This window comes from Bacillus inaquosorum KCTC 13429, assembly GCF_000332645.1.
In the GTDB taxonomy this organism is placed as follows: Bacteria; Bacillota; Bacilli; order Bacillales; family Bacillaceae; genus Bacillus; species Bacillus inaquosorum.
In genome coordinates this window covers 112,236-127,535 of sequence record NZ_AMXN01000005.1, presented here as the reverse complement: position 1 = coordinate 127,535, position 15,300 = coordinate 112,236, and the positions used below count along the sequence as shown (strand labels likewise).

Annotated in this window: 13 protein-coding genes; 7 read left to right on the top strand and 6 right to left on the bottom strand. The window is 42.6% G+C overall.

Annotated features, from left to right (window positions below):
* Positions 1–45: 45 nt before the first annotated feature.
* Positions 46–1,266 (bottom strand): MFS transporter, encoded by a 1,221-nt coding sequence (locus BSI_RS07095; protein ID WP_003239930.1) that lies wholly within the window; start codon positions 1,264–1,266, stop codon positions 46–48.
* A gap of 336 nt (positions 1,267–1,602) precedes the next feature.
* On the opposite strand from BSI_RS07095, the gene BSI_RS07100 reads away from it, so the two are divergent.
* Complete coding sequence (locus BSI_RS07100; RefSeq protein WP_003239926.1) at positions 1,603–3,066, top strand: formylglycine-generating enzyme family protein; 1,464 nt, start codon at positions 1,603–1,605, stop codon at positions 3,064–3,066.
* 597 nt (positions 3,067–3,663) lie between these two features.
* Here the strand turns inward: BSI_RS07100 and yfmF are convergent.
* The 5 genes from yfmF to BSI_RS07125 form a co-directional block, all read right to left on the bottom strand.
* Positions 3,664–4,464 (bottom strand): Fe(3+)-citrate ABC transporter ATP-binding protein YfmF, encoded by an 801-nt coding sequence (yfmF, locus tag BSI_RS07105; RefSeq protein ID WP_003239924.1) that lies wholly within the window; start codon positions 4,462–4,464, stop codon positions 3,664–3,666.
* A 12-nt stretch (positions 4,465–4,476) separates the two neighbouring features.
* Positions 4,477–5,478, bottom strand: coding sequence for a Fe(3+)-citrate ABC transporter permease YfmE (gene yfmE / locus BSI_RS07110; protein ID WP_003239922.1), 1,002 nt, complete (start codon positions 5,476–5,478; stop codon positions 4,477–4,479).
* Positions 5,475–6,476, bottom strand: a complete 1,002-nt coding sequence (gene fecD, locus BSI_RS07115) for a Fe(3+) dicitrate ABC transporter permease FecD (RefSeq protein ID WP_003239919.1) — start codon at positions 6,474–6,476, stop codon at positions 5,475–5,477. Before fecD ends, yfmE begins: the two co-directional genes overlap by 4 nt.
* Positions 6,477–6,547: 71 nt before the next feature.
* Entirely contained in the window at positions 6,548–7,495 is a 948-nt protein-coding gene (gene yfmC, locus BSI_RS07120; RefSeq protein WP_003239917.1) for a Fe(3+)-citrate ABC transporter substrate-binding protein YfmC, read from the bottom strand.
* Positions 7,496–7,604: 109 nt separating this feature from the next.
* Positions 7,605–7,973, bottom strand: a complete 369-nt coding sequence (locus BSI_RS07125) for a YfmB family protein (RefSeq protein WP_003239914.1) — start codon at positions 7,971–7,973, stop codon at positions 7,605–7,607.
* A gap of 243 nt (positions 7,974–8,216) precedes the next feature.
* Here BSI_RS07125 and BSI_RS07130 point away from each other — a divergent pair, with 243 nt between their 5' ends.
* The 6 genes from BSI_RS07130 to BSI_RS07155 all read left to right on the top strand — a co-directional run bounded on the left by BSI_RS07130 (position 8,217) and on the right by BSI_RS07155 (position 14,982).
* Entirely contained in the window at positions 8,217–8,564 is a 348-nt protein-coding gene (locus tag BSI_RS07130; RefSeq protein ID WP_003239911.1) for a YflT domain-containing protein, read from the top strand.
* Between the two features lie 192 nt (positions 8,565–8,756).
* Positions 8,757–10,019 (top strand): pectate lyase, encoded by a 1,263-nt coding sequence (locus tag BSI_RS07135; RefSeq protein WP_003239910.1) that lies wholly within the window; start codon positions 8,757–8,759, stop codon positions 10,017–10,019.
* Between the two features lie 127 nt (positions 10,020–10,146).
* Positions 10,147–11,583 carry an anion permease gene (locus BSI_RS07140; protein ID WP_003239908.1) on the top strand — a complete coding sequence of 479 codons (1,437 nt, stop codon included), beginning with the start codon at positions 10,147–10,149 and terminating at the stop codon, positions 11,581–11,583.
* A gap of 156 nt (positions 11,584–11,739) precedes the next feature.
* Positions 11,740–13,368, top strand: a complete 1,629-nt coding sequence (gene yflR, locus BSI_RS07145) for a two-component sensor histidine kinase CitS (RefSeq protein WP_003239903.1) — start codon at positions 11,740–11,742, stop codon at positions 13,366–13,368.
* A complete protein-coding gene (citT, locus tag BSI_RS07150) occupies positions 13,340–14,020 on the top strand; it encodes a two-component response regulator CitT (RefSeq protein ID WP_003239901.1) in 681 nt (226 codons plus the stop codon). The genes yflR and citT overlap by 29 nt, the downstream gene beginning before the upstream one ends.
* A gap of 2 nt (positions 14,021–14,022) precedes the next feature.
* A complete protein-coding gene (locus BSI_RS07155) occupies positions 14,023–14,982 on the top strand; it encodes a tripartite tricarboxylate transporter substrate binding protein (protein WP_003239899.1) in 960 nt (319 codons plus the stop codon).
* Positions 14,983–15,300 lie beyond the last annotated feature (318 nt).

Here is a 15,300-nt window from a genome sequence, read left to right as displayed (position 1 = left end):
GCGGAAAAGCAGACGAAAACATATTAATTAAATTTTAGGTATTTATTAAAAGCTTATAGGTTTATTTACCTTTTTCTTGAATTGCAATTGAGAAAATCCATATATTGCGGACACTAATAAAAGAATACCTGCTGAAACATAAACTAAACGAACTCCAAGGAAATCTGAAATAGCTCCTATAGCCAGAATTGAAAACATAAAAATGAACTGTACTAAAGAAGACCTTGCAGACATTATATTAATTCGAGTTTGCTCGGTTGTTATGTTCTGAATAAATGTTTCTTGTGTAAGATCTCTTAATATATAAGCCGGCCCCATAAAGAGAACCAATATTAGAGCTAAGTATGAATTACTTATAAATCCATATATTAAAGTTAAACTTCCATATGAGACAGCACCAATTAACATAAAATTAATTAACTTATTTTGAAATCTCTCCGACAGTTTATATATTATAAATCCCCCTATCATCGAACCTAAATAGTATGCTCCGTTAATAAATCCCCACCATGATTCTCCTTTATGCAAGACTTCGTTAACGAAAGCTAAAGAGACAGACCCTATCCAAATCATTCCTGCCCAAGACTCAATTAAATCCATAATAATAATTGTTCTAAGTTTCTTTTGGCTAAATAAATACCGCCAACCACTTACTATACTCTTATTGGGAGAATTTTTTTCACGTATGACAGAATTAGCGTGGCCGTGTGGTAGACAAAATAAAAGAGAAATAAGAGATGTAAACAACAAAAAGATAGTAAGTATAATAGTATATCGCTCACCTAAAAATGCAATTATGAGACCACCTAAAGACCAGCCTACAAATTGAAAAGTTTGGTCCACTGTAGATAATAATCCATTTGCCTTTACTCTTTTATCAGGAGAGATTATTTCCCCTATAATTGCACTTTTTAAAGGTGAGAACCATCCATTAAAAAAGGAAATACAGCTAATAATAATAAAGACTAAAATGAGAGTTTGATTAGAGTAAGTTCTTAATAAAGAATAGAACAAACATATTAACAACAGCATTTGTATCAATTGAGAAATAATTATTGTAAGATGCAGTTTTAATCGAATTGTTATTAACGGTAATATAGCACTTCCAAAAATACGAAAAATAATACTTATTAATGTCACCATAGAGGCGATGGTTGTCGAATTGGTCATTTTAAACAAAAACGAAATCACTACCATAGTATATAGAGAAAAACCTAAATTTGTAGTGGTCTGGCTAAATAAAATAGAATAATAACCTTTACTCATATGTATCCTCCCTTGGAATAACTTTTCTCGGTAAAGAGCTTAAACATATTTAAACACCTTAAAACAACAAAAGTAAAGAAAAAATTTCCTTGTAAACTATTTACTTTTATTCTATTTATTGTTATTGTTTATTTAAGTTCTCTGACTATTCTATCAATAGCCAGGGAACCACATATCTTATTAAAGGGGGGAAAACCATGAAAAAATTAAGAAAAAACTGGAGAAAATCGATTGTTAGCCCGGTTCTTTATACTAATGAAAAATGGTAAACATTTAGGGAATAGCATTTAAATGCTATTCCTTATTTCAATAAACAAATCGGGAGGTTATCGTAAATTGACTCTATTAATGCAAGATCATAAATCAATTTACAATAAAGATATAGAAATATTAATTGAAGTTGAAGAACTTATTACTTCTGTTCCAGAAAATAACAAAAATGATTTTAAGAGTTTAATCGATAATAAAATTATGACTCTCCTAAATAAAATTCAACACCCTGTAGCAGCTGAAAATGTGTTTGGTATGTGTATTGCTTATCCGAATACTTACATAAGGTATAGATTAATTGATTTCGTTGAAAAATGGGTACCTTATTTCTCTGCTGTAGAAACTATAATCAATCTAACCCAAGATCCGGATGATTTAGTTTCTTTTAAAGCTATGGATGTCTGTGCAAATCATAAAATTGAAGAATCGGTAGCATATTTGTCTTCGATCATTGATGATGTCAGGGAGAGTATAAGCTACCCTAAAAAACCTGTGGGATTAGGGGCCCAAAAAGTATTAAGTACATTATTAGATATATTCGGTGTTGAAAAATATGAAGAGCTAGTAATGCTAAAAAATTATTTTGATCAAAATGGTATCCTTCCTAATAACTTTGACTTTGAAGAAAAAATTCCTCAAAGTCTAATAGAGGAATTCGAAAAAACAGAAGAAGATGGGATGATTTTAATTCCGGGTGGCTTTTTTGAATTTGGTTTAAATGAAAATGAAATTCCTGACAAAACATTTAATTGGAAAGATGCTGTTCCTAGACAAAAAGTATGGTTACCTCCATTTTTTATTGATAAGTATCCTGTTACAAATAAAGATTATGATATCTTTACCGAGTTCATAGAGGAAAATGGGCATATATTCTGTCATCCTAATGAACCGCAGAATAAACAACATAGAAGAAATACATATTGGGATGATAGGTATTTAGATAATCATCCCGTTACAGGTATAGATTTTTATGATGCATTTGCTTACGCAAGATATAAGGGGAAAGAATTGCCAACCGAGTTTCAATGGGAAAAAGCTGCTCGAGGCGAAAAAGGTAATATCTGGCCTTGGGGAGATAAATTTGATCCTGCAAAGGTTCAATATGCTGGAAGTCTTTATAATGAACCCATTACTTCTTTAAAGTCCTGGAGAGAAAATTTATTAAAAGCTCATGCTGATAAAGAATTAAATCATTTAACAAGTGATATTTTTGAACAAAATGGTGAAAGTCCCTATGGAGTATGCGGTATGATCGGCGGAACATGGGAGTGGACTAGAAGTGAGCTTAAAACAAAGAGAGCTTTCCACCCTATTTTTGAGAATGTACCATTTAATAGTGTTAACTCATTTGCCGTTCTTAAAGGAGGATCATTCTTCTCTCATCCAGGCTTAATGTTCCCTTCCTTTAGAGCAAAAGATATTCCTTTCTGTCGACACAATGAAATGGGAATTAGATGCGTAAAGAATATTCCAGTATATAAAATTAGAGAATCAATTAATGGGCCAATTACTAATAAAGCAATTTATTAATCATTCTAGATTAGAGACTTGATAAAAGTATACTAACATTGTGTAATAATGTTCAGCTTGTAGAAAAAACAATGTTTTTTCTACAAGCTTTTATTTTAAATGTTTTTAATAATTATCGGATTGAGAATCAGAAAAAGAGACATTAAGCCCAAGCTTCGTTGAGTATTACGATTTTCAATATATTTTTGCGGAAAATATACAATATTCTGTTAATTTATATCTCGATTTTTAATTGAACCTGCAATAGCAAAGCCCCTTACCACTGTTTTGATTCTTTCTTTTTCTGATACATAAGCTAATTTTGTCGCTTTTTCTTTTTGGTCTTTCCACGCATTTCGAGGATGACTTACTATAATTCTTTCGGTCTTTTCTAGTTATGAGATAACGTTTATGTCTTGTTAAGATTCGAAGTGATGGTACAACTTTAACAAGTTGGTCAATAAGAACAAATTTAACTTATGTTAAGAGTACCTCGTGTGGAACTTGAGAAGAATGATGAGTTTTTTTAGTTTATCATCAATTATGTGAGAATGAAATATTATAAGGGAAAATGAAGGCTGTCAAGTTTCTCGACAGCCCTAGGCATTCCTCTCCTTTTTATGTCGCCCGTAATTTCGGACACAGTCCCGTCGGCAGGCACATTGGCTTCTGGTCGATCGGGCTTCTCATGATGCAGCATTCCAGGCCGAAGACTTCACGGAAAAATGGCTGGGTAAACACATCTTCCGGTGTTCCGGCATTGTATACTTTTCCGTCCAGCACACTGATCAGATAGTCAGCATATTGAGCGGCCTGGTTTAAATCATGGAGCACCATCACAACGGTGCGGCCATGATCGCGGTTCAGCTTTTTCAGCAGCTCAAGCACTTCAATCTGGTGTGAAATGTCTAAATACGTGGTCGGTTCATCAAGCAAAAGCAAATCAGTTCCTTGAGCAAGCGCCATGGAAATCCATGCTCTTTGTCTTTGACCGCCTGAGAGAGCATCCAGTGTCCGTTCCTTCAGCTCTATCATTCCCGTTGCTTCCAGGGCCCACTCTACCATATCGTGATCCTCTTGGGTATGCTTGGATAACAGTTTTTTGTGAGGATGTCTGCCGAAATAGCACAATTCCTCTACCGTCAATCCTTCAGGCGCCTGAGGAGATTGAGGAAGAATGGCCAGTTTTTTTGCGACTTCTTTTGACGGCTGGCGGTGGATATCTTTTCCTTCTAATAGTACCGTACCGCTTTTTGGCGCCATCAGCCTGGCGAGTGATTTGAGGATTGTTGATTTCCCGCAGCCATTGGCGCCGATGAGTGCAGTGATTTTTCCCTCTTCTATCTTTAAATCGACTCCGTCAATAATCACTGTGCTGTCATATGAAAGAGTGAGCTGGTCTGCAGCCAGTTTTCCCATGATATCCTCTCCCTACTGTTTCCTCGCTTCGAATTTCAAAAAATATAAGAAATAAGGCGCGCCGATCACGGCTGTCAATATTCCGGCCGGTATTTCAACCGGAGGCATGATGCCGCGCCCTAACGTATCTGCAATTAATAATATAATAGCACCAATCAATGCCGATGCAGGCAGTAAATATTTAGCTTTTTCTCCGGTAAGCCGTCTGGCGATATGCGGAGCAAGCAAGCCGATAAAACCGATTGAGCCGACGACGGCTACACAGCTTCCCGCCAGCGCAACCGCGGTAAAAATCAGAATGAATCTCAGCCTGTTTGCGTTTTCTCCGAGACCCTGCGCAAGCTCATCGCCGAGTGACATAAGATCCAGCTTCGGTATGAGAATGCAGACGATCGGCAAAAGAATCAAAAGCCATGGCGCAAGCAGCTTGACTTCTTCCCAGTTTCTTCCCCAGAGGCTGCCTGTCAGCCAAATGAGTGCAGCATTCACGTCGCCCGGAAACTTGACCATCATATATTGCATCCCGGCGTGGCAGACCGCGCCTAAGGCGATGCCTGATAGAGCCAATGAAGAGGGCTGAATGCTTTTTTTGCGGGCTATCATTAATAATAGTACAGCAATAATGGCGGCTCCGGCAAATGCAGAGAACGGAAGCACGTACACTGGCGATTTAGGAAAAATCAGAATCACAGCCATGGCCGCAAGTCCGGACCCTTTTGAAATGCCGACAACGTCCGGGGAAGCGAGCGGATTGCGGATGACACCCTGCAAAATCGTACCGGCCGCGGCAAGCCCGGCACCGGCCAAAATCGCTAGTATAATCCGGGGAAGGCGGTATTGCTGGATGATGAATTCAAAGGAATGATCCAGTCCCAGCAAATTTGTCACCACCGCATCCGGTGAAATGTATAATGCACCGAAGCCGATGCTGATGACGGACAGAACGATCAGAAGCACGGCCAATATGAGTATCGCCAGCAAAGGGCGTTTTTGTTTTCTGGTTGTTTTCTTCATTTCAGATTTCGCCCTTTCCTTGCCAAATATAAGAAAAACGGTGTTCCGATAATCGCGGTGACAATGCCGACCGGTGATTCATAAGGAAACGCAATCCATCTGGCCAGAACATCTGCGTACACCAGCAAAATGGCACCGAACAGCGCTGAAAACGGAAGCACATATTGATAATGTTCTCCGATCAGCTTGCGGACAATATGCGGAATGAGCAGTCCGACAAAGCCGATCGGCCCGGCGACGGCTACGGAAGCGCCGGAAAGAATTAAAATGATAAAGCTGATCAGAATCCGGATGCCGTTCATGTTTTGCCCAAGCCCTTTTGCTGTCTCGTCCCCAAGACCAAGAACAGAAACAGAACCGGAAAACACGAGGGCAAGCCCGATGCCGATGACAGAAAACGGAGCGATGGTCATGACGTCCTGCCAATTGCTTCCGTCAATCGCGCCTGTCATCCAGTACAGAACATCTTCTCCCGACTCATTTAAAATAATGACGGCCTGTGTCATGGAGGAGAGGAACAAATGCACCGCCATTCCCGATAGCGCCAGCTTGACTGGTGTCATTCCGCCGGATGAGGCAATCATATACACAATCGCGCCGCCTGCTGCCGCACCCGCAAAAGCGAATACAACGGAAGAATAGGGCGATGCCGGCAGAATGACGAGAGAAGCAACGACAAAAAGCGATGCGCCCGCATTCACACCGAAAATTTGAGGTGAAGCCAGAGGGTTTCTAGTCATGGCCTGCATCAGCGCCCCTGCTACGGCAAGGCTGGCACCGACGAAAACGCCAATTAATGTGCGGGGAAGGCGAAGAGTAGAGATGATGAGCTGTTCCTTTGAACCGTCCCATACAAAAAGATATTTCAATGAATCTATGATGCCGATGTCTGAGGCTCCTACTGATAGATTCAGCCCAAGCCCGAATATAAAAATGATCAGTGCGATGATAAATATCATCAGTCTCGATGATAAGCGCCGTTTGGCTGAATGATACAACAGTCTCACTTCCTTACTGCGTCTGATTGCAAAAACGAAGAAGCAAGGATTTCCCCTCGCTTCTCATAGTCTTACTTATTATACACTTTTTTGAGGACGTCTTTGGCGCTTGTTTCACTAGACTTGATCCCTCTGAATCTTGTCCAAGTGTCACGGTCTGCATCATAGACTTGTCCGTTTTTCACCGCTTTGAGATTTTTCCAGAGCGGGTTCGTTTTCCACTCGTCTACAATTGTCTTGCCTTCGTTGGCTGAGATGAACAAAATATCTGGATCGATTTTGCTCAATTGCTCAAGGCTGACCTCTTGATAGGCTTCATTTGATTTCACTGCGTGCGTAAAGCCGAGCATTTTAAAGATTTCTCCGTCATAAGATGAGGACGTATGAAGCTGGAATGAATCTGCTCTAGCAACCCCAAGAACGATGTTGCGGTTTTCATCTTTCGGAAGCTCCGCTTTTAGATCGTTGATGACTTTGTTGTGCTCTGCAAGCTTTTCTTTTCCTTCATCTTCTTTATTTAACGCTTTAGCAATGGTTGTAAAGCTGTCGATCGTTTCGTCATATGTCGCTTCCCGGCTTTTTAATTCAATCGTCGGGGCGATTTGTTTCAGCTGTTTATAAATGTTTTTATGGCGTTCAGCATCAGCGATGATGATATCAGGCTTTAAGGAACTGATGACCTCTAGATTCGGTTCGCTGCGTGTGCCTACCGATGTATAATCAATTGAGCTGCCGACAAGCTTTTTAATCATATCTTTTTTGTTGTCATCGGCGATGCCCACCGGCGTAATGCCGAGGTTGTAGACAGCATCCAAGAATGAAAGCTCAAGGACAACCACCCGCTTAGGTGTGCCGCTTACTGGCGTTTTTCCTTCTTCGTGCTGGATCACTCTTGAATCCTTAGACTTGCTTTCGCTGCTTCCGCTGTTATTCTGGCTTGATGAACAGCCGGATACAATGAAGCAGGCGATTAATAGAACACTCATGATGGCAAACAACTTGTTAGAATAGGTGCGCATGTCATTCTTCCTTTTTTTAGATTTAGTAATGAGAATCATTATCACATGTAAACACTATAATAGCATGGCTCATCATGTCAATATTTTTTTAGTAAAGAAAGCGTCGGTTTTACTGCTTTTTCATGAAAGCATCATCAGACACAAATAAATGGTATACAGCATCGCCGTGTCTCCGAGACAAAAACGCTTGGGCATTAGCTTTAGAGTTTTTAAGCATATCAGCATTAACATAAGGAAGGAGAGCGCCGAGATAACCGGACAATTTCTTTTCTATTTCTTCTGCAAGCGCGAATTCAATGTCGCCGATATTCATGATAATCGAGAAGACAAAGTCGATATCGATATGAAAATGTTCCTCAGCAAAGGCCGCAAGCTCGTGAATTCCGGGTGAACAGCCGGCGCGCTGATGGAAAATCTGTTTGACTAAATCACTCACAACCCATGCATTGTATTGCTGTTCTGGTGAAAAGTATTGCATTAGACATACCTCCTGCTCGTACGGATAAAGACAGCAATTCATGATCGTTTGCTCCGTGCAGCGGTTTCTCTTTGATTTTGATTTTTCTGAAAATATTCCCCGTTCCTATCACTTTACCATGGGCGGAAAATAAATGGCTACTACCATTCTTCCTGTTTTTCGCTTCAATGTTCTAGAATCTGTTTCATCTATATGCGACCGGGTATGAAAGAAATATAGTAATCATGAAGGAGGAATGTCGAAATGAAACCAGTTGTAAAAGAGTATACAAACGACGAACAGCTCATGAAGGATGTAGAAGAATTACAGCAAATGGGTGTTGCGAAAGAGGATGTATACGTCTTAGCTCACGACGATGACAGAACGGAACGGCTGGCAGACAACACGAACGCCAACACGATCGGAGCCAAAGAAACGGGTTTTAAGAATGCGGTAGGAAACGTGTTTAATAAAAAAGGAGACGAGCTCCGCAATAAAATTCATGAAATCGGCTTTTCTGAAGATGAAGCCGCTCAATTTGAAAAACGTTTGGATGAAGGGAAAGTGCTTCTCTTTGTAACAGACAATGAAAAAGTGAAATCCTGGGCTTAATGCAGGAATAGAACCCAAAAGGCAAACTTCGGCCTTTTGGGTTTTTTGCGGTTTTTGCGGTGTATGTTTTGCAGAATGCCGCAATTAGATAGCGGAAGATTTTCGGTTCTGGATGTCCCTCAATTTGCTATTATATTTTTGTGATAAATTGGAATAAAATCTCACAAAATAGCAAATGGGGGTTCATAGTGGATGAAAAAAGTGATGTTAGCTACGGCTCTATTCTTAGGGTTGACTCCAGCTGGCGCAAACGCGGCTGATTTGGGCCATCAGACATTAGGGTCAAATGATGGCTGGGGCGCGTACTCGACGGGCACGACAGGCGGATCAAAAGCATCGTCCTCGAACGTGTATACCGTCAGCAACAGAAACCAGCTTGTCTCAGCATTAGGCAAGGATACCAACACAACGCCAAAAATCATTTATATCAAGGGAACAATTGACATGAATGTGGATGACAATTTGAAGCCGCTTGGTTTAAATGACTATAAAGATCCAGAGTACGATTTGAACAAATATTTGAAAGCCTATGATCCAAGCACATGGGGCAAAAAAGAGCCTTCCGGAACACAAGAAGAAGCCAGAGCACGCTCTCAGAAAAACCAAAAAGCACGGGTCATGCTGGATATTCCTGCAAACACGACAATCGTCGGTTCAGGTACAAATGCCAAAATTGTGGGCGGTAACTTCCAAATCAAGAGCGATAACGTCATTATCCGCAATCTCGAATTCCAGGATGCCTATGATTATTTTCCGCAATGGGATCCAACTGACGGAAGCTCAGGAAACTGGAACTCTCAATACGACAACATCACGATAAACGGCGGCACGCATGTATGGATTGACCATTGTACATTTAATGACGGCTCACGTCCGGACAGCACATCGCCAAAGTATTTCGGCAGAGAATATCAGCACCATGACGGACAAACTGATGCTTCTAACGGCGCTAACTATATCACGATGTCTTACAACTATTATCACGATCATGATAAAAGCTCCATTTTCGGATCAAGCGACAGCAAAACATCTGATGATGGCAAATTGAAAATTACGCTTCACCATAACCACTACAAAAATATCGTCCAGCGCGCACCGAGAGTCCGCTTTGGACAAGTGCACGTATACAACAACTATTATGAAGGAAGCACAAGCTCTTCAGGTTATGCCTTCAGCTATGCGTGGGGAATCGGAAAGTCATCTAAAATTTATGCTCAAAACAATGTTATTGACGTACCTGGACTGTCAGCTGCTAAAACGATCAGCGTATTCAGCGGGGGAACAGCTTTATATGACTCAGGCACCTTGCTGAATGGCACGCAAATCAGCGCATCGGCTGCAAACGGATTGAGCTCTTCTGTCGGCTGGACACCGTCTCTGCACGGCACAATCGATGCTTCAGCGAATGTGAAATCGAATGTTATATCTCAAGCGGGTGCGGGTAAACTGAATTAAGAAATGAAAAAACACAAAGGGCTGCTCACCTTTGTGTTTTTTAATTAATTAAATTGTTTATTAACTTAGTTAAGGAGTAGAATGGGAAAGGGGATCGGAAAACAAGTATATAGGAGGAGACCTATTTATGGCTTCAGAAAAAGACGCAGGAAAACAGTCAGCAGTAAAGCTTGTTCCATTGCTTATTACTGTCGCTGTGGGACTAATCATCTGGTTTATTCCCGCTCCGTCCGGACTTGAACCTAAAGCTTGGCATTTGTTTGCGATCTTTGTCGCGACAATTATCGGCTTTATCTCCAAGCCCTTGCCAATGGGTGCAATTGCAATTTTTGCATTGGCGGTTACTGCACTAACTGGAACACTATCAATTGAGGATACACTAAGCGGATTCGGGAATAAGACCATTTGGCTTATCGTGATCGCATTCTTTATTTCCCGGGGATTTATCAAAACCGGGCTCGGTGCGAGAATTTCGTATGTATTCGTTCAGAAATTCGGGAAAAAAACCCTTGGACTTTCTTATTCACTGCTGTTCAGTGATTTAATACTTTCACCTGCTATTCCAAGTAATACGGCGCGTGCAGGAGGCATTATATTTCCTATTATCAGATCATTATCCGAAACATTCGGATCAAGCCCGGCAAATGGAACAGAGCGAAAAATCGGCGCATTCTTATTGAAAACCGGTTTTCAGGGGAATCTGATCACATCTGCTATGTTCTTAACGGCGATGGCGGCAAACCCGCTGATTGCCAAGCTGGCCCATGATGTCGCAGGGGTGGACTTAACATGGACAAGCTGGGCAATTGCCGCGATTGTACCGGGACTTGTAAGCTTAATCATCACACCGCTTGTAATTTACAAGCTGTATCCGCCGGAAATCAAAGAAACACCGGATGCGGCGAAAATCGCAACAGAAAAATTGAAAGAAATGGGACCGTTCAAAAAATCAGAGCTTTCCATGGTTATTGTCTTTCTTTTGGTGCTTGTGCTTTGGATTTTTGGCGGCAGCTTCAACATCGACGCAACCACAACCGCATTGATCGGTTTGGCCGTTCTATTATTATCACAGGTTCTGACTTGGGATGATGTCAAAAAAGAACAGGGCGCTTGGGATACGCTCACTTGGTTTGCGGCGCTTGTCATGCTGGCCAACTTCCTGAATGAGTTAGGCATGGTGTCTTGGTTCAGCAATGCCATGAAATCATCCGTATCAGGGTTCTCTTGGATTGTGGCATTCATCATTTTAATTGTTGTGTATTATTACTCTCACTATTTCTTTGCAAGTGCGACAGCCCACATCAGTGCGATGTATTCAGCATTTTTGGCTGTGGTCGTTGCAGCGGGCGCACCGCCGCTTTTAGCAGCGCTGAGCCTCGCATTCATCAGCAACCTGTTCGGGTCAACGACTCACTATGGTTCTGGAGCGGCTCCAGTCTTCTTCGGAGCAGGCTACATTCCGCAAGGTAAATGGTGGTCCATCGGATTTATCCTGTCGATTGTTCATATTGTCGTATGGCTTGGGATCGGCGGATTATGGTGGAAAGTACTAGGTATATGGTAGAAAGAAAAAGGCAGACTTCGTCTGCCTTTTTTATTTTCTCTTCATTTTACTATCTGCAAAAAATATTTTACCCTTTCACAAGAGAATGGATTTTGAAAAATAAGAAAATTCCCTATAAAAAATGATATGATCTAGGTAGAAAGGACGGCTGGTGCTGTGGTGAAAAAGCGGGTCCATTTTTCCCTGCAAACAAAAATAATGGGGCTCATTGCGGCTCTGCTGGTCTTTGTCATTGGTGTGCTGACCATTACGTTAGCCGTTCAGCATACACAGGAGGAACGGAGACAGGCAGAGCAGCTGGCGGTTCAAACGGCGAGAACCATTTCCTATATGCCGCCGGCTAAAGAGCTCATTGAGAGAAAAGGCGGGCATGCGGCTGAGACGCAAGAGGTCATTGAACAAATGAAAGAACAGACTGGCGCGTATGCCATTTATGTGTTGGACGAAAAAGGAAACATTCGGAGCGCGTCGGAAAAAAGCGGTCAAAAGAAGCTGGAGCGCAGCAGAGAAATTTTGTTTGGCGGCTCGCATGTTTCTGAAACAAAAACAGATGGACGAAGAGTCATCAGAGGGAGCGCGCCGATCATTAAAGAGCAGAAGGGATACAGCCAAGTAATCGGCAGCGTGTCTGTTGATTTTCTGCAAACGGAGACGGAGCAAGGCATCAAAAAGCATTTGAGAAACTTGAGTGTGATCGCTGTGCTTGTGCTGCTGCTCGGATTTGCCGGTGCCGCCGCGCTGGCAAAAAGCATCAGGAAGGATACGCTTGGCCTTGAGCCGCATGAGATCGCGGCTCTTTATCGGGAAAGGAATGCAATGCTTTTTGCGATTAGAGAAGGAATCATTGCCACCAATCGTGAAGGCGTCGTCACTATGATGAACGTGTCGGCGGCCGAGATGCTGAAGCTTCCCGAGCCTGTGATCCATCTTCCTATTGATGACGTCATGCCGGGAGCCGGGCTGAAGTCTGTGCTTGAACAAGGAGACATGCTGCCGAACCAGGAGGTAAGTGTCAATGATCAAGTTTTTATTATCAATACGAAAGTGATGACTCAAGGCGGGCAGGCGTATGGGATTGTCGTCAGCTTCCGGGAGAAAACAGAGCTGAAAAAGCTGATCGATACACTGACGGAGGTTCGCAAATATTCAGAGGATCTCAGGGCGCAGACCCATGAATTCTCAAATAAGCTGTACGCGATCTTAGGGCTGCTTGAGCTCGGTGAGTATGATGAAGCCATTGAGCTGATTAAAGAAGAATACGCGATACAAAATGAACAGCATGATATTTTATTCCAAAACATCCATTCACAGCAGGTGCAGGCGATTTTGCTGGGAAAAATAAGCAAGGCATCGGAAAAAAAGGTCAAGCTGTCTATTGATGAGAACAGCTCGCTCGCGCCTCTTCCTGCACATATCGGCTTGTCCCATCTCATTACGATTATTGGCAACTTAATTGATAACGCTTTCGAAGCGGTAGCAGAGCAAAGCGTGAAGGAGGTTTTGTTTTTCATCACGGATATGGGCCATGATATTGTCATCGAAGTATCAGACACAGGGCCCGGTGTACCGCCCGATAAGATGGAAGCTGTATTTCAAAGAGGCTATTCTTCAAAGGGGATGAAGAGAGGCTACGGTCTGGCTAATGTCAAAGACTCAGTGCATGAACTGGGCGGCTGGATCGAACTGGCGAACCAAAAAAGTGGCGGTGCGGTATTCACTGTATTTATACCGAAGGAGAAACAAAGGGGGAATCCATTTGATTCACATCGCGATTGCGGAGGATGATTTTCGGGTTGCGCAAATCCATGAGAGATTGATTGAACAGCTTGATGGATTCAAGATTATCGGAAAAGCGGCCAATGCCAAAGAGACAATGGCGCTTTTGGAGGAACAAAAGGCTGATTTGCTTCTGCTCGATATTTATATGCCGGACGAGCTTGGGACCACATTGATTCCTGAGATACGAAGCCGATTTCCTGAAGTGGACATTATGATCATCACAGCGGCAACAGAAACGCGTCATTTACAGGAAGCGCTCAGGGCAGGGGTTGCCCACTATTTGATCAAACCCGTAACGGCTGACAAGTTCAGACAAGTGCTGCTTCAGTATAAAGAAAAAAGGAAGCTGCTTTTGTCTCAGCCGGAGGTCAGTCAATCCATGATTGATCATATTTTCGGGAACGGTGTGAAGACATCTTTGCCGGCAGAGAATTTGCCGACAGGCATTAATTCGATAACACTGCGAAAAATTAAAGAAGCGCTTCGGAATGCAGCAGAAGGATTAACAGCAGAAGAGCTTGGGGAAAAAATGGGGGCGTCACGAACGACCGCCCGCCGCTATGCCGAGTACCTTGTGGCAAAGGAAGAAGCAAGAGCCGAGCTTGAATACGGGATTATCGGCAGGCCGGAGAGAAAATATTATTTGGCGGCGGACTAGATATGAAAAAGTATATGATCCTATTGATTGCTCTATTGATCTTTATGCAGGGGGACATCAGGCAGGCGGCTGCGCCGCGCCTGCCAGACGGGCCAATTGAAATTGTCGTCCCCGCTGAGCCTTCTGGCGGCTGGGATGTCACAGCGCAGGCGATCCAATCTGTTCTGAGGCAGAAGCAGATCGTGAAGGGTGAGGTTCATGTTGTCTATAAACCCGGCGGCGGGGGAGAGAAAGGCTGGAAATATGTCAATGAAAGCAGTAAACAGACCATCAGCATGACGTCCAGTTTAATCCTGAGCAATGATCTTCTCGGGCAAAGCAAATTAAAAACGGACGATTTTACTCCGCTCGCCATTCTCTCCAAGGAATGGCAGACTGTTGCATTGCCAAAAGGATCAGCGTTAACAAACGGCAAGGATTTGCTGAATGAGATTAAGATGCATCCCGGCAAGGTGAAAATCGGCTTTGCGCCGGGGCTTGGCAATGATGATCAGCTCTCGTTTGTCAGAGCGGCTGATATGTACGGCATTGACCCTTTTGACATTCAATTTCTGCAGTATGACAGCAGTGAGCAGCTCATTCAGGCGCTGTTCAGACATGAGATAGAAGCGGCTTCAATGACACTATCTGAAGCGAAACCATATGAGCGGCACGGCGATATCACATTAGCTGCTGTAACGTCTGATAAAAGGCTTCCAGGTTTTCCTGATGTTCCGACGTGGAAGGAGCAGGGGATCCCGTTTGTGTTTTCTCATTGGAGAGGGGTTTTGGGCCCGAAAAACATGTCGGAGGAAGAGATTTCTTACTGGGATCAAGCGCTAAAGAAGGTCACATCCTCGCCTGAGTGGAAGCGAAAAATAAACGAACAGGATTGGGAAAGCTTTTATTTGAACAGCAGGGAAACGAAACGGTTTCTTGACCAGCAATCCGTTTTTTATCAAAGCATTATGACAGGAAATTAAGATCCCGGCATTCCGGGATTTTTTTCGTGTCGACAAACCCTCGCATTCATAGTCAAGCCTGCGCGTCGGTGCTTACCAGTTATGAAAGGAACGACGGCTAATCGCTCAGGCGCCCTGCCTAAACCCCGCCGTCATCACATCCTGTAAAAGTCTGCTCCAATGCTCGCCTTTCCTAGACTTCAAGGGTTTTCAATCACGCTATCTTTTTATGTGCCCAGAAATGATCAAAAAGAACAAAAAGGTTTTAAAAATTTAAAAATACAAAAAAACCAAATTATTTACTTGCGAATGTTTTTCCCATACGATGGCAAAAAGGCA